Origin of the sequence: Hydrogenophaga sp. (assembly GCF_018780385.1) — a bacterium.
Taxonomy (GTDB): Bacteria; Pseudomonadota; Gammaproteobacteria; order Burkholderiales; family Burkholderiaceae_C; genus Hydrogenophaga.
On the sequence record NZ_JADMJO010000096.1, the window covers coordinates 15723 to 36893 of the forward strand.

General features: G+C 64.9%; 26 protein-coding genes. 9 read left to right on the forward strand and 17 right to left on the reverse strand.

The features are described from left to right. Nucleotides 1–11: 11 nt before the first annotated feature. From ssuD to IV113_RS21860, 9 genes are all read right to left on the reverse strand, one after another. Nucleotides 12–1175 carry an FMNH2-dependent alkanesulfonate monooxygenase gene (gene ssuD, locus IV113_RS21820; protein ID WP_291089469.1) on the reverse strand — a complete coding sequence of 388 codons (1164 nt, stop codon included), beginning with the start codon at nt 1173–1175 and terminating at the stop codon, nt 12–14. Then, nucleotides 1172–2191 (reverse strand): aliphatic sulfonate ABC transporter substrate-binding protein, encoded by a 1020-nt coding sequence (locus IV113_RS21825; protein ID WP_291089472.1) that lies wholly within the window; start codon nt 2189–2191, stop codon nt 1172–1174. Before IV113_RS21825 ends, ssuD begins: the two co-directional genes overlap by 4 nt. Before the next feature lie 37 nt (nt 2192–2228). Continuing rightward, nucleotides 2229–3278 (reverse strand): sulfonate ABC transporter substrate-binding protein, encoded by a 1050-nt coding sequence (locus IV113_RS21830; RefSeq protein WP_291089475.1) that lies wholly within the window; start codon nt 3276–3278, stop codon nt 2229–2231. A gap of 123 nt (nt 3279–3401) precedes the next feature. Continuing rightward, entirely contained in the window at nt 3402–3986 is a 585-nt protein-coding gene (ssuE, locus tag IV113_RS21835) for an NADPH-dependent FMN reductase (RefSeq protein WP_291089478.1), read from the reverse strand. Nucleotides 3987–4025: 39 nt separating this feature from the next. Then, on the reverse strand, nt 4026–5039 hold the full coding sequence (locus tag IV113_RS21840; RefSeq protein ID WP_291089481.1) for a sulfate ABC transporter substrate-binding protein: 1014 nt from the start codon (nt 5037–5039) through the stop codon (nt 4026–4028). Between the two features lie 84 nt (nt 5040–5123). After that, on the reverse strand, nt 5124–5900 hold the full coding sequence (locus IV113_RS21845; protein ID WP_291089484.1) for a hypothetical protein: 777 nt from the start codon (nt 5898–5900) through the stop codon (nt 5124–5126). 73 nt (nt 5901–5973) lie between these two features. After that, nucleotides 5974–6243 carry a hypothetical protein gene (locus IV113_RS21850; protein WP_291089487.1) on the reverse strand — a complete coding sequence of 90 codons (270 nt, stop codon included), beginning with the start codon at nt 6241–6243 and terminating at the stop codon, nt 5974–5976. Between the two features lie 144 nt (nt 6244–6387). Beyond that, nucleotides 6388–7548, reverse strand: a complete 1161-nt coding sequence (locus IV113_RS21855; RefSeq protein WP_291089490.1) for a HupE/UreJ family protein — start codon at nt 7546–7548, stop codon at nt 6388–6390. Continuing rightward, nucleotides 7548–8624 carry a tetratricopeptide repeat protein gene (locus IV113_RS21860; protein ID WP_291089493.1) on the reverse strand — a complete coding sequence of 359 codons (1077 nt, stop codon included), beginning with the start codon at nt 8622–8624 and terminating at the stop codon, nt 7548–7550. The genes IV113_RS21855 and IV113_RS21860 overlap by 1 nt, the downstream gene beginning before the upstream one ends. A 262-nt stretch (nt 8625–8886) precedes the next feature. On the opposite strand from IV113_RS21860, the gene IV113_RS21865 reads away from it, so the two are divergent. Both IV113_RS21865 and IV113_RS21870 read left to right on the forward strand, forming a co-directional pair. After that, nucleotides 8887–9039: a hypothetical protein gene (locus IV113_RS21865; protein WP_291089496.1), complete on the forward strand. Its 153-nt coding sequence runs from the start codon at nt 8887–8889 to the stop codon at nt 9037–9039. A 110-nt stretch (nt 9040–9149) separates the two neighbouring features. Further along, nucleotides 9150–9671 carry a TIGR00645 family protein gene (locus IV113_RS21870; RefSeq protein WP_291089499.1) on the forward strand — a complete coding sequence of 174 codons (522 nt, stop codon included), beginning with the start codon at nt 9150–9152 and terminating at the stop codon, nt 9669–9671. Nucleotides 9672–9691: 20 nt separating this feature from the next. Here IV113_RS21870 and IV113_RS21875 read toward each other — a convergent pair whose 3' ends face one another. Beyond that, nucleotides 9692–10744: a DMT family transporter gene (locus tag IV113_RS21875; RefSeq protein ID WP_291089502.1), complete on the reverse strand. Its 1053-nt coding sequence runs from the start codon at nt 10742–10744 to the stop codon at nt 9692–9694. A gap of 98 nt (nt 10745–10842) precedes the next feature. On the opposite strand from IV113_RS21875, the gene IV113_RS21880 reads away from it, so the two are divergent. After that, a complete protein-coding gene (locus IV113_RS21880; protein ID WP_291089505.1) occupies nt 10843–11055 on the forward strand; it encodes a hypothetical protein in 213 nt (70 codons plus the stop codon). A 15-nt stretch (nt 11056–11070) separates the two neighbouring features. On the opposite strand, the gene IV113_RS21885 is transcribed toward IV113_RS21880, so the two are convergent. The 4 genes from IV113_RS21885 to IV113_RS21900 all read right to left on the reverse strand — a co-directional run bounded on the left by IV113_RS21885 (nt 11071) and on the right by IV113_RS21900 (nt 13419). After that, nucleotides 11071–11694, reverse strand: coding sequence for a transmembrane anchor protein (locus IV113_RS21885; RefSeq protein ID WP_291089508.1), 624 nt, complete (start codon nt 11692–11694; stop codon nt 11071–11073). Nucleotides 11695–11714: 20 nt separating this feature from the next. Further along, the gene (locus IV113_RS21890; protein WP_291089512.1) at nt 11715–12452 is read right to left on the reverse strand and encodes a HupE/UreJ family protein; all 738 of its coding nucleotides are present in this window, start codon (nt 12450–12452) and stop codon (nt 11715–11717) included. Nucleotides 12453–12518: 66 nt separating this feature from the next. Beyond that, nucleotides 12519–12896: a hypothetical protein gene (locus IV113_RS21895; protein WP_291089515.1), complete on the reverse strand. Its 378-nt coding sequence runs from the start codon at nt 12894–12896 to the stop codon at nt 12519–12521. Between the two features lie 97 nt (nt 12897–12993). Further along, nucleotides 12994–13419: a Cd(II)/Pb(II)-responsive transcriptional regulator gene (locus tag IV113_RS21900; RefSeq protein WP_291089518.1), complete on the reverse strand. Its 426-nt coding sequence runs from the start codon at nt 13417–13419 to the stop codon at nt 12994–12996. Nucleotides 13420–13498: 79 nt separating this feature from the next. Here IV113_RS21900 and IV113_RS21905 point away from each other — a divergent pair, with 79 nt between their 5' ends. Genes IV113_RS21905 through IV113_RS21915 form a run of 3 tightly spaced genes read left to right on the forward strand, consistent with a single transcriptional unit; the run spans nt 13499 to nt 15232 of the window. Further along, complete coding sequence (locus IV113_RS21905; RefSeq protein ID WP_291089521.1) at nt 13499–14152, forward strand: cation transporter; 654 nt, start codon at nt 13499–13501, stop codon at nt 14150–14152. Then, nucleotides 14136–14579 carry a disulfide bond formation protein B gene (locus IV113_RS21910; RefSeq protein WP_291089524.1) on the forward strand — a complete coding sequence of 148 codons (444 nt, stop codon included), beginning with the start codon at nt 14136–14138 and terminating at the stop codon, nt 14577–14579. Before IV113_RS21905 ends, IV113_RS21910 begins: the two co-directional genes overlap by 17 nt. Continuing rightward, the gene (locus IV113_RS21915; RefSeq protein WP_291089527.1) at nt 14576–15232 is read left to right on the forward strand and encodes a thioredoxin domain-containing protein; all 657 of its coding nucleotides are present in this window, start codon (nt 14576–14578) and stop codon (nt 15230–15232) included. The genes IV113_RS21910 and IV113_RS21915 overlap by 4 nt, the downstream gene beginning before the upstream one ends. Nucleotides 15233–15263: 31 nt before the next feature. Here the strand turns inward: IV113_RS21915 and IV113_RS21920 are convergent, their stop codons facing one another. Next, nucleotides 15264–15917, reverse strand: a complete 654-nt coding sequence (locus IV113_RS21920; protein WP_291089530.1) for an FMN-binding negative transcriptional regulator — start codon at nt 15915–15917, stop codon at nt 15264–15266. A gap of 9 nt (nt 15918–15926) precedes the next feature. Further along, entirely contained in the window at nt 15927–16577 is a 651-nt protein-coding gene (locus tag IV113_RS21925) for a LysE/ArgO family amino acid transporter (protein ID WP_291089533.1), read from the reverse strand. A gap of 73 nt (nt 16578–16650) precedes the next feature. Between IV113_RS21925 and IV113_RS21930 the strand changes: the two genes are divergently transcribed. The 3 genes from IV113_RS21930 (at nt 16651) to IV113_RS21940 (ending at nt 20012) form a co-directional block, all read left to right on the forward strand. Next, the gene (locus tag IV113_RS21930) at nt 16651–17547 is read left to right on the forward strand and encodes a LysR family transcriptional regulator ArgP (protein ID WP_291089536.1); all 897 of its coding nucleotides are present in this window, start codon (nt 16651–16653) and stop codon (nt 17545–17547) included. A 72-nt stretch (nt 17548–17619) separates the two neighbouring features. Then, complete coding sequence (locus tag IV113_RS21935) at nt 17620–18309, forward strand: glutathione S-transferase family protein (protein ID WP_291089539.1); 690 nt, start codon at nt 17620–17622, stop codon at nt 18307–18309. A gap of 155 nt (nt 18310–18464) precedes the next feature. Further along, nucleotides 18465–20012, forward strand: coding sequence for an ATP-binding protein (locus IV113_RS21940; RefSeq protein WP_291089542.1), 1548 nt, complete (start codon nt 18465–18467; stop codon nt 20010–20012). On the opposite strand, the gene IV113_RS21945 is transcribed toward IV113_RS21940, so the two are convergent. Then, entirely contained in the window at nt 20009–21157 is a 1149-nt protein-coding gene (locus IV113_RS21945; RefSeq protein WP_291089545.1) for a SpoIIE family protein phosphatase, read from the reverse strand. The two genes, IV113_RS21940 and IV113_RS21945, sit on opposite strands and share 4 nt — an antisense overlap. Nucleotides 21158–21171: the final 14 nt, after the last annotated feature.

The window sequence follows — 21171 nt, forward strand, 5'->3', positions numbered from 1 at the left end:
GACGTGGCACCTCAGCTTTGCGAAGCGCGGGGCACGAACACGTTGGCCACGGCTTCACCGAACGGACCGCTCAGCGTGGGGCCGGGCAGCTTCTCGCGCAGCGCGCGCGGCAGCAGCGGGAACACCAGCTCGGCGAAGCGGTAGGCCTCTTCCAGGTGCGGGTAGCCCGAGAAAATGAAGTTCTCCAGCCCCAGCTCGGCGTATTCCTGGATGCGCTCGGCCACGGTCTGCGGGTCGCCCACCAGCGCGGTGCCGGCGCCACCGCGCACCAGGCCCACACCCGCCCACAGGTTGGGGCTGATCTCCAGGTCGGCGCGCGTGCGCTTCTTGCCCCCGGCGTGCAGCGCGGCCATGCGGCGCTGGCCTTCGGAATCCATCTTCGAGAACGCGTTCTGCGCACGGATCACGGTGTCGTCGTCGAGCCGGCTGATCAGCGATTCGGCGGCGCGCCAGGCTTCGTCATCGGTCTCGCGCACGATCACGTGCAGGCGGATGCCGAACTTCACTGTGCGGCCATGCCTGGCTGCTCTGGCGCGCACATCGGCCACCTTCTTTGCCACGTCGGCCGGCGGTTCGCCCCAGGTGAGGTAGGTGTCGACCTGCTCGGCGGCCAGCTCGTGCGCGGCTTCGGACGAACCACCGAAGTACACCGGCGGGTGCGGGTTCTGCAGCGGCGGGAAGAACAGCTTGGCGCCCTTCACCTGCAGGTGCTCGCCGTCGAAATCGAAGCTCTCGCCGGCATGGCTGCGCGAGAGGATCTCGCGCCAGATGCGGATGAACTCGGCCGATTGTTCGTAGCGCTGCGCGTGGTCCAGGAACACGCCGTCGCCTTCGAGCTCTGCGCGGTCGCCGCCGGTGACGAGGTTGATCAGCAGGCGCCCGCCCGAGAGGCGGTCGAAGCTGGCGGCCATGCGCGCGGCCAACGCCGGCTGGTGCAGGCCGGGGCGCACGGCCACCAGGAACTTCAGCCGCTGCGTCACCGGCAGCAGGCTGGCCGCGACCACCCACGGGTCTTCGCAGGAGCGGCCGGTGGGAATCAGAACGCCTTCGTAACCCAGGCTATCCGCCGCTTGCGCGACCTGTTTGAGGTAGTCGTGGCTGAGCGCGCGCGCACCCTCGACGGTGCCGAGGTAGCGGCTGTCGCCGTGGGTGGGGATGAACCAGAAGATTTTCATGATGCGTTCTTTTTCGAGAAATCCGGTCGCCACACGATGTCGGCGACCTTCACGGGTTTGGGGATGAGACCAATGCGGTGAAAGGCATCGGCCACGCGCTGCTGGTCGATCACCGTGGCCGGTGTGAGTGGCCCGACCGGAGAAGGAGGCCGCCGCTGCAGGAACAGGCTGACCACGCCGGCGTCGAGCCCGCTGAAGTCGGCGATCAGCTTGATGGCCTCGGGCCGCTTCTGCTGCACGAAGCGGTCGGCGCGCGTGAGCTCCTCGAACAGCGTGAGCAGCGTGGCCGTGTGCTCGGTGGCGAACGGGCGCGAAGCCAGGTAGAACGAGTTGTTGCTCGCGAGGTCGCGGCCGGTGGCGAGCACACGCGGCCGCACGGCCAGTTCGGTGGCAGCGTAGAACGGATCCCAGATCGCCCAGGCGTCCACGCTCCTGCGTTCGAAGGCGGCGCGTGCGTCGGCCGGGGTGAGGTAGATCGGCTGGATGTCGTTCCACTGCAGGCCGGCCTTGTCGACCGCGCGCACCAGCAGGTAGTGCGCGCTCGATCCCTTCTGCACCGCGATCTTGCGGCCCTTGAGATCGGCGAGGGTTTTGAGCGGCGAGTCGCCGAGCACCAGCAGCGCCGAGCTGTCGGGCTTGGGCGGCTCGGCGCCTACGTAGAGCAGGTCCTTGCCGGCGGCCTGGGCGAACACCGGGGGTGAATCGCCGGTCAGGCCGAATTCGAGCGCGCCCACGGCCAGCGCTTCGAGCAACTGCGGCCCGGCGGGAAACTCGATCCAGCTGACCTTGGTGCCAGGCAGGCGCTGTTCAAGCCAGCCCTGCTGCTTGATGATGACGAGGTTGGCGGCGGACTTCTGGTAGCCGATGCGCAGCAGGGCAGGCCCGGGCGCAGCAGGTTTGTCGGTGGTGGTCTGCGCGCGGGCCTTCGCCGCGGCAATGCCCCAGGCGGTAGCGGTGACCGCCAGCAGCTTGAAGAGGTGGCGGCGCGAGACCGGTGGGTGGGATGTGTCGGACATGGTGGCTTCCTTCCGGTGGGTGTTCAGGGCTGTCGCATCAGGGCTGGGAGATGACGACCGCTTCGCTGACCTGGATGGCCTTGGGGATCAGCTTGAGATCGAAGAAGGTGTCGGCGATCTTTTGCTGGTCGGCGGCCACGGCGGGGGTGATCGGCTTGACGTTGAACTCGTAGCGCTGCAGCGCGAGCTCCACCACCTCGACCGGCAGGCCCTGCAGCGGTGCGATCAGCTCGGCCGCCTGGCGCAGGTTCTTCTTGAGCCAGATGCCTTGCGCCACCGAGTCCTCGAACAGGGCTTCGATCACCTTGGGGTTCTTCGTCACGAAGTTGCGCGCGCCCAGGTAGTACTGGTAGTTGTTGACCACACCGCCCGTGCCGTCGGCCAGCACGCGGGCGCCGGTGGCTTTTTCGGCGGCAGCCTGGAACGGATCCCAGATCACCCAGGCGTCCACATTCTTGCTCTCGAAGGCGGCGCGGCCGTCGGCCGGGGCCAGGTAAACGGGCTGGATGTCGGTGAGTTTCAGGCCGTGTTTTTCGAGCTGCTTGACCAGCAGGTAGTGCACGTTGCTGCCTTTGTTGAGCGCCACCTTCTTGCCTTTGAGATCGGCCACCGACTTGATGGGGGAGTCCCTGGTGACGAGGATGGCCTCGGCACGCGGCGCCGCAGGGTCGACACCGAAGTAGACGAACTGGGCACCCGCGGCCTGCGCGAAGATGGGCGGCGCCTCACCCACGTAGCCCACGTCCACCGCGCCCACGTTCAGGCCTTCGAGCAGTTGGGGTCCGGCGGGAAACTCGACCCACTTCACGCCGAAGCCCAGGGAGCCAAGCTTCTTCTCCAGCGTGCCCTGGGCCTTCTGCAGCACGAACAGACTCGCCGACTTCTGGTAACCGATGCGCAGCTCACTCCTGTTTTGGGCATGGGCCGAGGGCGCTGGCAACACCAGCAGCGCCAGACCCGCAGCGGCGATGGCCGCGGCGAGCAGGGCAAATGCCCAGCGCTTGAATCGATTGAGACGGCTGGCCAGGGGTGTGGGCGGGTTGGCGTGCGCCTCCGCAGAGGCGAGGTGTTCGATCGGGTGGTTCATGGTGAATTCCTTGGTGGGTGGCCGCGCGCGGGCAAAGGGCGCCCCGGCCACCGGGTGTGGTGGCTGAAAAAACGGAATGGGGATGCGGGAAAGATCGGCCGGGTGGTCCCGGCTCGCAGCGGGTCAGACGCTACATCGCACCTGGGAAAACGGCACGGATGCAAAGCCCGTGGCGAACGGCATTCGCAAGCCTTCGTGCAACAGGGTGTGCACGGCGTCGTCGAGGCGGTCGCCGATTTCGGAACCCACCTGGTACTCGCCTTCGGTGTCCTTCGGGATCTGCGCGTCAGTGGCGTAGACCCCGGGCAGGATGTGGCGCGCGGCCAGCGACTGCAGCACGGGGCGCAGCGCGTAGTCGAGCGCGAGCATGTGGTGCGGGCTGCCACCCGTGGCCAGCGGCAGCACCACCTTGCCCTTCAGGGCCGATTGCGGCAGCAGGTCCAGGAAGACCTTGAGCACGCCGCTGTAGGCCGCCTTGTAGACCGGCGTGGCCACCACGATGGCACGGGCCGTCTCAACCTGGCTCACCGCGGCACGAATGGACTTGTGGCCCACGTCCGCCAGCAGCAAGGCCTGGGGTGAAAGATCGCGGATGTGCAGACGCTCGATGAGCGCGTGGCGCAACCCCAGCCGCTGGGACACCGCATCGAGCAGCGCGGCGGACCGCGAATGCTCGGACGGGCTGCCGGCGATCAACAGAATGGACACGTTGTTCTTCCCTGAATCGTGTGTGACAGCAGAACCGGTTTACTTCTTGGTGTAGATCTGGTCAAAGGTGCCGCCGTCGGCAAAGTGCACTTTGGCCGCCTGCTCCCAGCCACCGAACGCGTCTTCGATCTTGAAGAGGTTGAGCTTGGGCAACTGCTTGGCGTACTTGGCCTGGGCCTTGGTCGAGGTGGGGCGGTAGAAGTGTTTGCCGATGATGTCCTGCGCTTCTTCGGTGTAGAGGTACTCCAGGTAGGCCTGGGCCACGGCGCGCGTGCCCTTCTTGTCGACGTTCTTGTCGACCACCGTCACGGCGGGCTCGGCCAGGATCGAGAGCGAGGGGTAGACGAAGTCGACCTTGTTGCCGAATTCCTTCTCCAGCAGGTAGGCCTCGTTTTCCCAGGAGATGAACACGTCGCCCTGGGCGCGCTGCGCGAAGGTGATGGAGGAGCCGCGCGCGCCAGAGTCGAGCACCGGCACGTTGGCGTAGAGCCTGGCCACGAATTCCTGCGCCTTGGCGTCGCTGCCAAACTTGCGTTTGGCGAATTCCCATGCGGCCAGGTAGTTCCAGCGCGCGCCGCCCGAGGTCTTGGGGTTGGGGGTGATGACCTTCACATCGGGGCGGATCAGGTCATCCCAGTCCTTGATGTTCTTGGGGTTGCCCGCGCGCGTCACCAGCACGATGGTGGAGGTGTAGGGCGAGCTGTTGAGTGGCAGACGTTTCTGCCAGTCTTTCGGAATCCAGCCACCGTTGGTGTGCAGCGCGTCGGTGTCGCCAGCCAGGGCCAGCGTGGCCACGTCGGCGTCCAGGCCGTCGATGATGGAGCGCGCCTGCTTGCCCGAGCCACCATGGCTTTGTTTGATGGTCACGTCCTGGCCGGTCTTGGCTTTCCAGTGTTTGATGAACGCAGCGTTGTACTCCACGTACAGCTCGCGCGTGGGGTCGTAGGACACGTTGAGCAAGGTCACCGGGGCGGGCTGGGCCACGGCAGACAGGGCACTGGCGGTGAGGGCGGTGGCCGCGAGGGCCTGAATGAGTTGGCGGCGGGTGGTCATGTCGTTCCTTGTGTGAACTGTTGAAGTGACCGGATGATCCGGGCTTCGGTGCAATTCGGGAACGAATGGATTTTTGGTTGTTAATTACTTAATCATCTGAGCCAAATGCCCTTGTGCCTGCTCGGCGTGGAGGGCCTCGGGAACCTGCACGCCAAAGACCGTGTGCAGGGATTTCTGTTCGGGCAGCACGTACACCATCGCCCGCTGTACCGAGAACGTGGGCGCGATGTGCGCGTCGAAGAAAGATGCGGGAACGTTGATGCAGCCGTAGCTGATGCGGTTGTCGTCCGTCGTCTCGCTGGCCAGGCGCTGCAGGCGACGCTCTTTCGGCTGCGTGGTGCGCACCCGGTGCATGGAAACGGCAGCGGCGTAGTCGACCCACACCACGTCCTCACCAACGATGTTGAGCCCACGCTGACCTTTGAATCGACCGGCTGGCGTGGTGCGTTCTTCGGGCAGCACGTCGGCAATGGCCTTGTCGCCGATGCCGGGCACCGAGTCGTCGCCGTGCGCGGAGCCCAGCAGCACAGCAGTGTGGTCCAGCAGGCGGGCCTGTGCGTCGAACACATACAGTCGTGCCGCGCGTTTGTCGATCACCACGAACGGCATGGCGGCGTGATCGCCTGAGCCGGCAATCCAGTTGGCCATGTGGCGCAAGTCGTTTGAAGCATTGACGTCGCCAAGCTCCGCTTGGCGCAGCGCCGCGGGTTCGCGCGATGCGGTGAGCTGCGTCGCGCTGCCGTCTGGCCGGGGTGCACCGGGGGGCAACAGCAACGCGAGCATGGCCATGCCGACCATGACGCCATTGCGGATGGCCACCCAGGGGCCTGGGTCGTCCAGAGTGGGTGTGGTGGGGTCCATGGATCGAATCCGCTCAAACGACAACGCCCCCGGACCGCGCGGGTCAAGGGGCGCTGCGCGCAAGCTGCCCGGATCAGTTGCGATCAGCGCGGGCCACGGGTTCGTTCATCGAAGCGTTGTTGTTCGCGCTGTCGGTGGTGGCGGGTGCGGGGGTGGTCATGCCGCCAGCGGGTGGCGTGGCCATGGGCGTGGTGGTGGTAGTGGAAGGGGCCGACTGGTTGGCTTCCGCAGGTGCGGGGGTCGATGGGGAGCCGGACGTGCTTGATTGCGCGAACACGAGACCGACGGAGCCGACCACGGCCAAAGCGGCAATCGAGGAAGTGATGAAACTGGACGTTTTCATGGAGGATCCTTTGAACATGCTGCACGTGGCAGCGTTTAAGACTCGCAGCCGAAGAATCCGACTGGCCTTCAGGTTAGGTTCCATGAAAAAACCCGTCTGTTCGTGACCGTACGAACCAGTCGTCAATCCGGTAACAGTGCGTGTTCAGAAGCCCATGCGCTGAGCCAGCCAGATCGAGCCGATCACCAAGATGGCGAGCGACCCACCCCCCACCACCACCCAGCGGTAGAACGCGGTGTGTCGCAGCAGCCAGGCCACCGGCAGGAACGCCAGCACAATGGCGAGCTGGCCGATCTCGACGCCCACGTTGAACCCACCGAGCGCGAGCGCCAGCTGTTGCGCGGGCAGGGCCAGGTCGAGCAGCACATTCGCAAAGCCGAAGCCGTGGATGAGGCCGAAGGCGAAGGCCAGGCGCCAGCGCTTGAGCGAGAACCAGCCGAGCAGGTTGTTGAGCGCCGCCAGAATCACCGAGAGCGCGATCACCGATTCGATGATGGCCACCGGCGGGTTGACCCAGCCCAGGATGGACGCCACCAGCGTGATGGAGTGCGCCACGGTGAAGGCGGTCACCACCGCCAGCACGTCCATGAACGAGGTGCGGAAATTCTCCACCGCAGGCCAGTTGGTCACGCGCTCGCGTGACGGCACGAGCGGCGCGAGCACCAGCAGGCTGAGCAGGAAGAGGATGTGGTCGATACCGATCCAGATGTGCCAGATGCCTTCCACCACATATCGCGTGAACACCGACCACCCCGAGACTTCACCGGCCAGCAACGCGGCTTCGGGTTGGTCAGGGCTCAAGATGGCGCTGCTCTGCGCACCCGGCAGATCCACCTTGAGCAGACCGCGGTGCAGGTTGTCCTGGTCGAAGATCAGCTTGTACTGGAGGGTGAGGCGCCGGGCCGCGATGTCCTCGGGATCGGCGCAGGCCACGGTCCATTCCGCGCTGAGGTAGAAGCCATCCGAGTGCGGGCTGGCCATCACGTCGAGCGGCCGCAGCGCGCACGCGGCCGATGGTCCTCGCACGGTGATGCCTTGCTGCATCCACGCCGTGAGCTCATCGATGCGGGCCGCCGTTTCACCCCAGCTCACCTGGCCATCGCGGTCGTCGTCCAGATCGAAGATCAGGTCCACGTCGCGAAGGTTGATGTCGGTGCGCAGCACCAGATCGGCGTCGCGCTGCGAGAGCGAAAGGTAGCTGTTGCTGCTGGAGTGCGCGAAGGCGGGGGCTGCCGCGCAGGCGAACAGGACGAACAAGGCGGGCAGGGCACAGCGCCGCGCCAGGCATCGGAACAGGTGGCTCATCAGGATTTGCCCAGACGGGTCTGGAGTTCTGCGCTCAGGGCCTTGAGCACCGGATCGGTGTAGCCGGTGGTGGCCATCCAGCCGAGCACGGGCTCGGCCAGTTTGGGTTGGTTGGCCTTCAGCGCGGCCTGCACCAGCAGCACCGCGTCAGCCGGTTCGTTCTGCGTGCGCCAGTTTTCAGCCGCGAGCTTGAGACCTTGCGCGTTGTCGCGTCCGTAGGTGATGAGGTAGACCATGGTGGGCCGTTCGATCAGGCTCTCGCCGCGCAAGGACTGGTTGTTCATCCGGCTTTCGAACTGGTCGGCCATCCGCTGCGTGTCGCTGTCCTTCAGGCCGCGGCTGGCCAGCAGCGCCTGCACCAGCAGTGCGTCGGTGGGTGAGGGCGAGTCCGCGTAGCGCCGGGCTTTGGCGAACTGGCCTTGCTGGTTCAGCAGTTCGGTGAGCGTGAGCCTCACCAGGTGCGAGTTGGGTCGCGCCTGCAGGTGCTTCTCCCACACGGCAATGGCTTGTGCGTACTGCCCGGCGGTGCGATAGGCCTCGCCCTGGTGGTAGCGCAGCCAGTCCTGCGTGAACGGGCCCTGGTAGTCCGGCAGGTCGACCAGGCGGTTGAACACGGGAATGGCTTGCTGCGCCTGACCGCTGCGGTACAGGAGCGTGGCCGCACAGGCTTGACCTTCATCGCGGCCGAAGCGTTGTCCGATGGCATCGCAGTCGGTCCGCGCCGCAGCCATGTTGGCGGTGAGCAGGTGCAGCGAGAAGCGCCAAGACCAGTACTCGGGTTGCGCTGGATCGAGGGCGATGGCAGCGCTCAGGTCGTCAATGCCGCCCTTGAAATCGTGGAAGCCCTGTTTGACCAGCGCGCGCAGAAAGTGGCCGTCGGCCGGCAGCGTGCTCGCACTCCACCAGGGTTGCAGCGCTGCCTTGGCCGCGCCGTACCAACGCAAATCGCCTTCGGTCAGTCCCAGCAGAAACACGGCGCGCGCGTAGGCGAGCGAGGCGGGCAGGTTGTTGCGGTTCTTGCGCCATTCGCGTTCCACCTCGCGCAATGAGCCTGCCTGATTGTTTTGCGCATGCACGGAAGCCGGCAATACGATCTGTTCGGGCGCTGGCGTCAACCGGGGTTGCGCCCAGGCACTCAATGAAGCACTAATTACAAGGGGCAGCAGAGCTTTGCAATAGGGTTTCCACCTGAATCCAATCAATACCCGAGGGGCGTTCTTGGGAACAACGTCTGTCAGGTTGAGGGTCATTGAAATCGATATCCTTGGCAATGGCAGCGGTGGGCGATTTCCCATTGTGTGCCGGTGTCAAAAGACATTTCATCCCCAAAGGTAATCTATGAAAACTCTCATCTCCGCAATGATCGCTGCATTCATGATGGCTTCCGTTCCCGCGTTTGCTGCCAGCCATGCCGGCGGCAAAATGGACGACAAGAAAGTGGATTGCATGAAAGAAGAAAACAAAGCCAAGGACGAGTGCAAGAAGAAGTAATTCGCTCAGCGCGAGAAAGGGCCCACTCATGTGGGCCCTTTTGTTTTGGCGGTGGGAACTCGCGTGCGGCATCATCCCGTCAGACTTCACCCCATTCTTCAAATCCGCCCATGTCAAAACAGTCCAACACCTTCGAACGATTCATGGAGTCGGCCATCTTCGCCAGCCGCTGGATCCTCGCGCCGTTCTTCATCGGCCTGATCATCGCGATGCTCGTGCTGCTGCTGAAGTTCGGCAAGGAACTGGTGTCGCTGCTCATGGGCGTGCTGGGCCTGCACCAGCACGACTCGATCATCTCCATCCTCACGCTCGTGGACACGGCGCTCATCGCAGTGCTGCTGCTCATCATCGTGTTCAGCGGCTACGAGAACTTCGTCTCCAAGCTGAGCATCGGCGACCACGAGGACCGGCCCGCCTGGATGGGCAAGGTCAGCTTCTCCGACCTCAAGATGAAGCTGATCGGCGCCATCGTGGCGATCTCGGCGGTGGAGTTGCTCAAGGCGTTTCTGGTGAGCACCACGCTCACCGGTGAACAGATCGGCTGGAAGATCGCGATCCACCTCACCTTCGTGATCTCGGGCCTGCTGTTCGCGGCGTCGGACTGGATCAGCGACAACCGCAAGAACAACTGAACGCGCGCTGCACCGGCGGCTCAATGCCGATGCAGGTGGTGTGCGTCGGGCACATGCGGGTGCGTGTGCTGCGTTGGCGCATGCGTGTGCCAGTGGCTGTGGGCGCCTCCGGGCATGGGCTGGTGCGCATGCACGTGGTGCCCATCGTCATGCGCATGGGCGTGTTCGTGCTCCAGCGCTTCGTGCGTGTGCGCATGGCTGTGGCGCTCGATCAGGTGCAGCAGCACGCCCAGCGCCATGAGTGCACCGCCCAGGACCATGAGCGCGGTGGCCGAGCGCTCACCGAGCGCGAAGGCGCCCGCCGCGCCGATGAAGGGGGCAAAGGCAAACACCGAGCCGGTGCGCGCCGCACCAAATGTGCGCTGGGCCAACAAGTAAAAGCGCAGGCTCAGGCCGTAGCCGGTGGCGCCCACGGCCAGCAAGGCCAGCGCACTGGCCCAGCCGGGCAGGGCTTCGCCTGCCATGAAGGCCAGTGCCACCGTGGCGCAGGTGCCCAGCAGTGCCTTGACCCACACCACCTGGCCAGGGTCGCGGTCGGCCACGCCGCGCGAGAGGGTGTTGTCCACGCCCCAGGCCACGGTCGCGAGTGCCACGGCCAGCAGTCCGAGCAATTGCACCTGACCGGCCAGGCCTTGTTCGACGACCAGCAGCGAGCCACCGGCGAGCAGCAGCAGCACGGCGCCGATCACGCGGCGGTCCATGGTTTCTCCATACCAGCGCCAGGCCAGCACCGCGGTGAACACGGCTTCAAGCGTGAGCATGAGCGAGGCGCTTGAGCCACTGGTTCGCTGAAGGCCCCAGGCCAGCGCCACCGGCCCGATCACCGCGCCGCTGGCCGCCATGGCCAGCAGGCGCGGCAGGTCGGAGCGGCGCAGCTGCGCCTCGCGCTGCATGGGCTGGCGCAGCAGCAAGGCCACCAGCCCTGCGCCCGCGTAGAGCAGCGCGGCGGTGGTGAATGCGCCCACGCCCAGCCCGAAGCGCTGCACCAGCGGCGTGCTCAGGCCAAACAGCACAGCAGCCACCAGGGCGAGCAGTCCGCCGCGCATGGCTGGAGAAAACGGTGTGTGGGGCATGGTCTTGAACGGTGGGCGTGAATGCGAAGCGTACGCCAGCGCACCGACCTTGTGGCGCCGCAAGGCGATGCTGTGGGTCTTTAACTGGGGGATTCCAAATGGCTCAAAAAGCACACATCGTCGGCAAGGTCGAATACCGCAGTGGTGACGGCCCGAATGTCGAAATCCGTCCCGGCCCGGTGGATGTGGCGACCGGCATCAACGACGTCACGCTGAGCTGGACCGACGAAGAGACGCACGGTTCGGCGGCCATACCGCTGGCCGACTTCAAGCGCTATGTGGCTGAAGGGCTGATCAAGCTGGACGCCTGAAGTCGGCAGCAGCGATCAGATCGCTCGCTTGATGTCGCTGTAGGTGCCACGCGTGCGCAGCACCAGTTTCACGTCGGCCTGACCGCGGTTGCGCCAGTACCAGCCGTGGTTGCCGGTGAAGGCGGCCACCAGGGTGCCCTCATCGGCCGGTGCGCCGCGCCCCTTTTCGTAGCTGATGGAGCGCCCGCCGTCGTCGCCGTGGGTATCAAAGTTGACCGCCCCACCTTCGACCACCCAGCTGTATTGCGCTTGGTCGCCCTCCTGCATGCGCAGCTTCACTTCGACGCCTTCCCCCGGTGTGAGCGTCAAGCTCATTTCGTCACGCCAAGGCGCCGCCTGCGCGGCTTCGGCGATGGCCGCAGGCGCCTGAGGTGCTGTGATGGCGGCGGGTGCTGGTGGCACCGCAGCTGACGGCGTTGCCGCGTCCGTTGCGGCGTCGGTTGCCAGTTGCTGCTTGATCTGGCCCATCTCGGTCAGGCGCAAGACGCTTCCGACGCCGGTGGGGTCGATGCCGTACTCGGCCGGCAAGACGACGGCCATCAGCAGGACCACGGCAGCGAGTACCGCCAAGGCCGTGGAACGCAGCAGTTGGCTGGAAGAGGGCAACTCGTCGGGGGAGGGGGTGTTGCTGTTGTACATGGTTGGCACTCCTGGGGTGTTCACGAAATGAAGTAGCCGGTGAGCTGCATGCCCACCAGGATGAAGCCCGCGCTCATCATGGCGACGTTGGCGGTGTAGGCGTTGCGGGAAAAGCTCGGTGTGCGACGCCAGAAGCCCATGCCGATGAGGATGACGGTGAGCGCCAGCAATTGCCCGATCTCCACGCCGACGTTGAACGCCAGCAGGTTGGGCACCAAACCATCGGGCGAGATCTCGTACTCGAGGATCTTGGTGGCCAGGCCAAAGCCGTGAAACAGACCGAACACCAGCGTGGCCATGCGCGTGTCGGGCTGGAAGCCGAGCCAGCGCCGAAAGGCACCGAGGTTGTCGAGCGCCTTGTAGACCACCGACAAGCCGATGACCGCGTCGATCAGGTAGCTGTTGATCCCGACGTTGAAGTACACGCCCAGGATCATGGTGGTGGAGTGACCCAGCGCGAACAGACTCACGTAGAGACCGATGTGCGAGAGCCGATACAGGAAGAAGATCACCCCGAACAGGAAGAGCAGGTGGTCGTAGCCGGTCATCATGTGCTTGGCGCCCAGGTACATGAAGGGCAGCAGCTTGACGCCGGAGATTTCCTGGATGTAGCCCTTGTCGCCCGAAGTCACCGCGTGGGCCAGTGCTTCGGGCGCTCCGAAGAGCAGCGAGATGAAGAATGTCGACAGGAGCAACAGGTGCCCGGGCCTGATCGCCCATGGCGAACGTGGCAGCCTGTCTTGAAGAGTGCTGTGCATGAAGACTCCATTGGTCTGAAAAAAAGAAACCGCCGCCCCAAAAGCAGCGCAAAGACAAACCGTCTTTCAGACCATGGGCGGGCGATCCAGCCGGAACGTCTGCACCCGTTCGATCCACGGCCGGGGTGCACTCAGCCAGCTCGGGGGATGTGCAGCGACGCAGGCCCACGCGTGCGGCAATGCATGGGCCTTGTCGTGGGAGTGATCGGCACTGTGGTGCGCGTGGTCTGCCGTCGTGTTTGTGCCAGACGGGTGGGAAGTGCCGGTATCTTCCTCATGCGAATGGGCATCTTGATGCATGGCTGCGAGGGCAGCCAGCCCATGAGACGTCACGCTGCCCATGGAGGCCATCACGGTGCCGACAATCAAAGCCAGCAGCACCAGCCACCTGAAGCCCAGTGTGAGCCGGGTGGGGCTCGCAGGGAGGTGGGTGCGCAAGTTCATGGTGTGCGAGGGTGTCCTGGTGTGGGGGCAAGGTTGATCATGGTAACGCCGCCAGGGAGGGCCCTGCCAGTCAGGACATCGCGCAGCGAGCGTAGAGTCAGTTGTCTGCATGGCAGGCACAGGCTTCACCGTGCGCCGCAGATACAAGCTCATCCAGGATGCCGCAGTGACCCTCGTGGGTGCCCGAGCAACGCGCCCGCAGCTGGAGCAACTGTTTTTCCAGCGCACGCATGCTCTTGAGGCGGGCGCGCACACGCGCCAGCTGTTCGTCCACCAGCAGGTCCACCTCGCCAAAGTGCTCCGCGGGCGCATCCACAAAACCCAGCAGCCGGTTCACATCGGCCAGCGGCATGTCCAGCGCCCGGCAGTGGCGGATGAACGACAGCCGTTCCAGGTGGGCGGCCGCGTAGTCGCGGTAGCCGTTGTCGCGCCGCGCCGGCTCGGGCAGCAGACCCTGTTTTTCGTAGTAGCGGATGGTTTCAACATCCACGCCCGTGGCTCGGGACAGTTCCTTGATCTGCATCGCACAACCCTCGTTCAATTGAGTGATTGACACTGTAGCGGCTCCAGGGTTTCCAATACAGGCATCAAAAGGAAAAACCATGTCCGCCCATTGCTGTGACCACGACACCCCCCAGGCCGAGACCATCGTCAACCTGCCTCGCTACCGCAAGATTCTCTGGATCGCCTTGATCATCAACGTTGCCATGTTCCTGATCGAGATCGGCGCGGGTGTGCAGGCCGGATCGCTCTCGCTGCTGGCCGATGCGGTCGACTTCGCGGGCGACGCGCTCAACTACGCGGTCTCGCTTGCCGTGCTGGCCTCGGCGCTGGCCTGGCGTGCGCGCGCGGCCATCCTCAAGGCGTTCAGCATGATGGGCTTTGGCCTGTATGTGCTGGGGGCTGCGGTGTGGTCGGTCTGGCATGGCGGCGTGCCACAAGCCGTGACCATGGGCGCCGTGGCGCTGCTCGCACTGGTGGCCAACGTGGCCGTGGCGTGGATGCTCTATGCGTTTCGAGAAGGTGACGCCAACATGCGCAGCGTGTGGCTGTGCTCGCGCAACGACGCCATTGGCAACGTGGCGGTGTTCATGGCCGCGCTCGGCGTGTTCGGCACCGGCTCGGCCTGGCCCGACCTGGCGGTGGCCAGCCTGATGGGGGCGCTGGCCTTGCACGGCGGCTGGACGGTGCTGCGGCAGGCGAGGGGAGAACTGGGCGAGGACGCCGGCAAGGACCCCCATGGCCACGTCCACTGAGCGGCCCGGGCCGATGCGTGGCTGGTCGGTGTTGGTGGCGGCCTGGGGTGTGGCCCTGGTGTCCACCCTGGGTGCCTTGTTCATCGGCGAAGTCATGGGCATGACGCCCTGCCTGCTTTGCTGGTACCAGCGCATCTTCATGTTTCCGCTGGCGCTCATCCTGGGCATGGCGGCCTTTGCCGAGGACCGGCGTGGCGCCGTGTATGCGCTGCCCCTGGCCCTGATCGGCGTGGCGGTGGCGGCGTACCACACCGCGCTGGTGGCGGGGTGGGTGCCGAAGTGGTGGGTGCCTTGCGGCACGGGGCCCTCGTGCAGCGATCAGAGCCTGGAGATTCTGGACGGCATCCAGATTCCCTGGTTGTCTCTCGCGGCCTTCATCGCCATCGCGATCCTGCTGTTTGTTTACTTGAGAAAAACCCGTTCATGAACGCCAAAAAACTCACCGTCATCGGCCTCGTGACCCTCGTTGCCCTGTTCTTTTACCTGGGCATGAACGCCTACCAGAAGCGCGTGCAGACCGTGCAGGACGTGCAGGTCAAGGCCGAGCAGACCCGCCTGGTGCGCATGCACTCACCGATCTTCGGCCCTCAAGCTGCGCCGGTCACCATCGTCGAGTTCTTTGACCCGGCCTGCGAGACCTGCCGCGCGTTTTATCCCCTCGTCAAGAACCTGATGGCTCAGTACCCGAACGATGTACGCCTCGTGATCCGCTACGCACCGTTTCACCCAGGCTCTGACCAGGTGGTCAAGCTGCTGGAAGCGGCCCGGAGCCAGGGCAAGTACCAGGTGGTGCTTGAAGCGGTGCTCGCCGCGCAGCCCACCTGGGCCGATCACGGTCAGCCCAACATCGAGACCGCTTTCAAGGTGGCCGAGCGGGCCGGGCTGGACCTCGTGAAGGCGCGGCAGGACATCGAGAAGCCCGGGATGCAGGCGCTGTTGCAGCAAGACATTGAAGACCTCACGGCGCTGCAAGTCACCAAGACGCCCACCTTCTTTGTCAATGGCCGCAGCCTGCCGAGCTTTGGCCCGGATCAGCTGGCGGCGCTGGTGGCCGAAGAGGTGGCCAAGGCAAACCGATAGCGACGAGGCCTTTGCCCCGCACGTCCACCCGCTAGCGGCCGGGGGTCTCGTCGTCAATGGCCTTCATGACCAGATTGGCCATCTGCCTCGCCTCTTGGCGAGGATCCTCGCGCAGCGCGCTGACAGTGCCGAGCCGGTCCTGCAGATCTTCATCCTGACTGGCCTTGAGCTTGCCTTCGAGCCGATCGATCGGAATCTCGATGCCGACGATGCCGTTGAGCATCCTGTCGATGTACGGCGCAGGTGCATCGCCTGTGCGCCACGGCGTCGGCTGCCGGGCCTCTTGAGCGTTCGTGAGGCGGTCCAGCATGTCGAGCAGCCAGCCGCGGTCGTGCACCGCGCGCGCGATGCCGTGTGCATGCGCCACCGCGTAGTTCCAGGTCGGCACGACCTTCCCATGCTCCACCTTGCCCGGATACCAGCCGGGTGAAATGTAGGTTTGCGGCCCGTGGAAGATCACGACCGATGCGGTGCTTTCTTCCAGCTCGCGCCAGACGGGGTTGGCCCGTGACACATGGCCGATCAAGGTGCCGAACTCGCCCCGGTTGCGCTCCAGGAACAAGGGGATGTGGTTCGTGACAAGGCCACCCGCGCCTTGACACACCCACGTCGCCAGCGGATGCGATTCCACCAGCGCGAAGATGTCCTCACGGTCGGTGAGTTGGTGGCGCGTGGGAACGTACATGGCGAACCTTCAGATGTTGGTGAGGGCGTGGCGCAACAGCAGCGCGGCCAGCACCCACATGGTCACACCGATCAGACCGTCCAGCACCTGCCAAGCCCTCGGACGCGCAAACCAGGGCGCCAGCCAGCGAGCGCCAAAGCCGAGCAGCCCGAACCAGAACAGGCTGGCCGTGCTCGCGCCAGCCACGAACCAGCCACGCAGCGCTGCCGGTTGCTGCGCGCCAATGCTGCCCACCAGCAGCACCGTGTCCAGGTAGACATGGGGATTGAGCAGCGTGAACGCCGCTGCCTGCGCCACGGCCGCGCCACGGCTGAAGGTCTCGCCGCCCTCGGAGGCCTTCAGAAGCTGCGGGTTGCGCGCGCGACGCAGAGCCTGCCACCCATACACCGCCAGGAAGGCCGCGCCGGCCAGCGCCAGCGAACGGGCAATGCCGGGACTGTCTGCCAGGGCCTGCGCCATGCCCAGCACGCCCGCCATGATCAGCACCGCGTCTGCCACGGCACAGAAGAGCACCACGCTGCCCACATGCTCTCGGCGAAGCCCCTGGCGCAGCACGAAGGCGTTTTGCGCGCCGATGGCCACGATGAGCCCGAGGCTCAGAAAGAGGCCCTGGATGAAGACCGGCCAAGCGCCGGATACGGTGGAAGAAAACGTCGTCATGAGGGGAGATTGCCAGCCCCGCAACGTGAAGGCAAACTATCTTTCCTTTGATGGATTAAGAGAAACTGAACTCATGCTGGACTATGCATCGCTCTCTGCACTGGCCGCTGTGGTCCGCGAGGGCAGCTTTGATCGCGCGGCCCGTGCGCTCAACGTGACACCGTCGGCAATTTCGCAGCGCATACGGTTGCTGGAGGAGCGCGTCGGTTGTGCGCTGGTGGTGCGTGGTCAGCCGTGCCAGGCGACGGAGACGGGCAGGCGGCTGTGCCAGCACGTGGACCGTGTGCGGCTGCTCGAACAGGAGCTGCAAGGCGCGTTGCCCGCACTCGCGCCCGAAGGCATTGCGCGGGTGGCGCTGCCCGTGGCGGTGAATGCTGACAGCCTGGCCACGTGGTTTGCCCCCGCTGTGGCCGCCTTCGCTGCAGTGGCTCCGGTGCTGATGGAGGTGGCGGTGGACGACGAGGACCACACCGCCGAGTGGTTGCGCAGCGGCGCGGTACTGGCTGCGGTCACCGCCTCGGCCCGACAGGCCGTCGGTTGCAACAGCCAGCCGTTGGGCTCCATGCGCTACCTGGCCACCGCCAGTTCCGCCTTCGTCGAACGGCACTTTTCCGGTGGTGTGGGAGCGGGGAGCCTGGCACAAGCGCCCAGCCTGCAGTTCAACACCAAGGACGAGTTGCAGGCGCGATGGGTACGGCGCCTGTGCCATCGCCATGTGGAGTTGCCCCGGCACACCTTGCCGTCGTCACAGGCCTTCGTGGTGGCGGCCGTTGCGGGCATGGGTTGGGGCCTGCAGCCGGAGGTGATGATCCGCGCCCAGTTGAAGACGGGCGCTCTCGTGCAGCTGGTGCCCGATTCCCCGCTGGACGTGCCGCTGCATTGGCAGCAGGCGCGCGCGGCGTCATCGCTGCTCGATGGACTCACCCGCCATGTCGTTTCTGCTGCGCGCACCGTGTTGATACCGAGCTGACTCGCCTCGGCCACGTTGGCAGGGCCGGGGGTCGGATTCATACTCTGGATCATTGGAATCACAGGAGACCCCATGAGTGCCCTGACGCTTCACTACCACCCACTCTCGTCGTGTTGCCACAAGGTGCTGATCGCCATCGACGTGCTCGGCATCGACGTCGACCTGCGTTTGCTGAACCTGGGTGATGCTGCAGAACGCTCCGCGCATCTGGCACTGTGGCCCATGGGCAAGATGCCGCTGCTGGTGGACCAGGGCCGGCCCGTGCCCGAGACCAGCATCATCATCGAGCACCTGCAGCGCCACCATGCACACCCTGGCCGCACGCTGATCCCGCACGACCCCGATCAGGCAATCGAAGTGCGCTTGTGGGACCGCCTCTTCGACCTGTACGTGATGACGCCGATGCAGGCCTTCACCGCCGATCTTCTGCGACCGGAGGGCGAGCGCGATGCACACGGTGTGGCGCGGGCTCGAGACACTCTGACGTCGGCCTACGCGCTGATCGATCACCAACTCGAAGGGCGAACCTGGGTGACCGGCGATGCGTTCAGCATGGCCGATTGCGCCGCCGCGCCGGCCTTGTTCTACGCCGTGACTTACGTGCCCTTCGCGCCGCAACACGCGCGGCTGGCGGCTTACTTTGATCGGTTGATGGAGCATCCCCCGGTGGCGCGCACCATCGACCAGGCGCGGCCCTGGTTCAAGTTCTTTCCGGGGCGCAGCGGTTTGGCTCGGCGCTTCTTCGACCCGTTGAGCCAGTGAACTGAGATGGCATCCACCCGAGCAGCTGGGATCTGGCGGGGGTGACTGTGACCCTGGCGGGCAGTCGGTTTTGCCCTCCTGCGTGAGTTGTCCATAATGACTAATCTACTGACAAATATGCACTTGGCGATTACAAGCATTTAAAGCAATAGCGATTGCTGCATACGCTGACAACTTGGCTTGGACATGAACACAGGATTTGCGAGCGCTACGGCCGTATATGCCACATCACCGACTTTCGCTTTGACATCTTGCGTCTCGGCGAAACGCGCGGTGTCGCTCTGCTCCGAAACCTGGCGCCCGCTGTGATCCCATCCGACGGCATCGCGGCGAGTGTCGGCAAGCAGCCTGGGGAGGCCACCTCCATTCCGATCCGAGTCCACCCGATCGTCGAGCTCGGTTTCAGGGTGCGCGTGCCCGCCCACATCTGTACCTTGCTGTTGCTGGCTTCCAGTTTTGCCGGCAGCGGCGCGCCAACATGGGTATGGGCTCTCGCCCTGTTTTATGGCTTGGCCTGGCCCCATGTGGCCCGATTTATGGCGCTGCACAGCCGGGACTCCAGGGCCGCAGAATTGCGCAATCTTCTGACTGACGCGGCATTCAGCGGCGGCTTCGTCGCCCTCTGTGGCTTCAGCCTGTGGCCCAGCGTGGTGCTGGTGACGGGCTTCAACTCCGCTTGCTTGAGCGTGGGCGGCATCGCCTTTGCTCTGCGTGCTTCCGTCATCTGTGCAGCGAGCGCAGCGGTTTTGGGGTTCATCAACGGCTACCGATTTACACCCGAATCCAGCTTGGTCACCTCGTTCCTGTGTGCGGTCAGCTTTCTCGGATACACGGCGATATTCAGTTATCGCACACATGTCGAGGCCAAGCGGCTGCTTCGAGCGCAGCGGGAGCTGCGCGCCAGCCATCAGCACACGGAAGAACAACGCCAGCATGTGGAGCACGCACTCCATCTGGCGGAGGCGGCCAATCTTGCAAAAAGCACTTTTCTCGCCAACATGAGCCACGAGTTGAGAACGCCCCTCAACGCCATCATCGGGTACGCGGAGTTGCTGGAGGAAGACCCGGACGCAGTTCAGCAAAAGTCCGACCTGCAGAAAATCAATGCCTCTGGCAAACACCTGCTCGGCTTGATCGACGACCTGCTCGATCTGTCCAGGATCGAAGCGGGCGAATTCAACCTTCAGGTCGAGCGGGTCGACCTGAATCCCTTCATTGAACAGGTCATCTCTTCCACCCGTGCGCTGCTGCACAAGAATGGCAACCGTTTTGAGCTTCTCGCGGCTGCACCGCTCGGCGAGATGACGGCAGACGCTCGCCGCCTGCGCCAGGTGCTTTTGAATCTGCTGTCGAACGCGGCCAAGTTCACGCAGCAGGGGGAGGTTCGGATGAGCGTGGCGCGAAACGGCGCGGGGGCCACAGAGCGCTTGGTGATCGAGATCTGCGACACCGGCATCGGCATGTCTGCCGAACAGATCGACAAGCTGTTCACCCCCTTCATGCAAGCCGATTCAGCCGCCACGCGCAGGTACGGCGGCACCGGTCTCGGGCTGGCCATCAGCCACAGGCTCTGCCAGATGATGGGCGGCACCATTGAAGTCAAAAGTGAGCTCGGCGCCGGCACTTGCTTCAAGGTGATCCTGCCAGTCCACGCGCGGACGGATGGGGACGGCGTGTCGGCCCCGTCCTGCCCGCTGGTTTAGCCGGCAGCGCGCACGACGCACAACATCGTGACATCGTCGTGCGGGTTGTGGCTGCCGACGTGCATGGCCATTCGCGATTGAATCGATGCGAGATAACTCAATGCCTGGGGACCGGCGGCCGCGATCTCGTGCAACAACGCCGCTTCGCCAAATTCCCCGGTATCACCCACGGCCTCGGTCACGCCGTCGGTAAAGGCGAACAGGCCATCGCCCGGCTGCAGGTCGAACGCTTGCACGGAGCAACGAATTCCCGGCAGAAGCCCGACGGCGCCGCCTGAGGATGGCAGACGCACCACCTCGCCACCCGAGCCACGCTTGACCATTGGGGCGTCTTGCCCGGCATTGACGTAGTCGAGATGGCCGCTCGCCGGATCCAGGATGGCGAAAAATACGGTGGCAAACATGCTCTCGCGCCCATGGACCCCCGCGATGTAGTCGTTGGTGAAGTCAACCGTGCGCGACAAGGTTTCATGGGACGCCTCGGAGGCACCGGCGTGGCAAGACATCGCACGCAGCAGGGTCCGAAACAGCGCCATGTACAGCGCTGCGCCAACCCCTTTGTCACAGACATCGGCCACGATGAGCGCCAGCCGGCCGTTGGGCAGCATGAACGCGTCGTAGAAGTCGCCGGAAACCTGCCGCGCAGGCACGCAGCAGCCTGCCAGGTCCCATCCCGCCAGCACCGGCATGGCTTCCGGCAGAAAGCCTTGCTGGATTCGCTGGCCGATGTGCATCTCTCGGGAAAGTGCCTGCAGCAGCAAGCGCTGCTGATCGGCGAGTCGCTTCTTCGCAAGCGAAGACTCGATACGGGCCTGCAGGATGATCGGGTTGAACGGCTTGGTGAGGTAGTCGTCGGCGCCGAGCTCCAGGCAACGTACCACGCTGTCGGTTTCGTCGATCGCCGACACCATCACCACAGGGATGTCCGCCAACAGCGGATCGGCCTTGATGTGGCGCAGCGTGTCGTAGCCGTCCATGACGGGCATGGTGATGTCCAGCAAGACCAGGTCCCAGGAAGCCGCACGCAGCTTCTCCAGCGCCTCCTGACCGTTCACCGCCACATCGGCTTCATGTCCCAGCCGGCGAACGCGCCGCACGAGCAAATCGCGGTTGATCTCGAGGTCGTCCACCACCAACAAACGCATGGGCCCACGCGCCA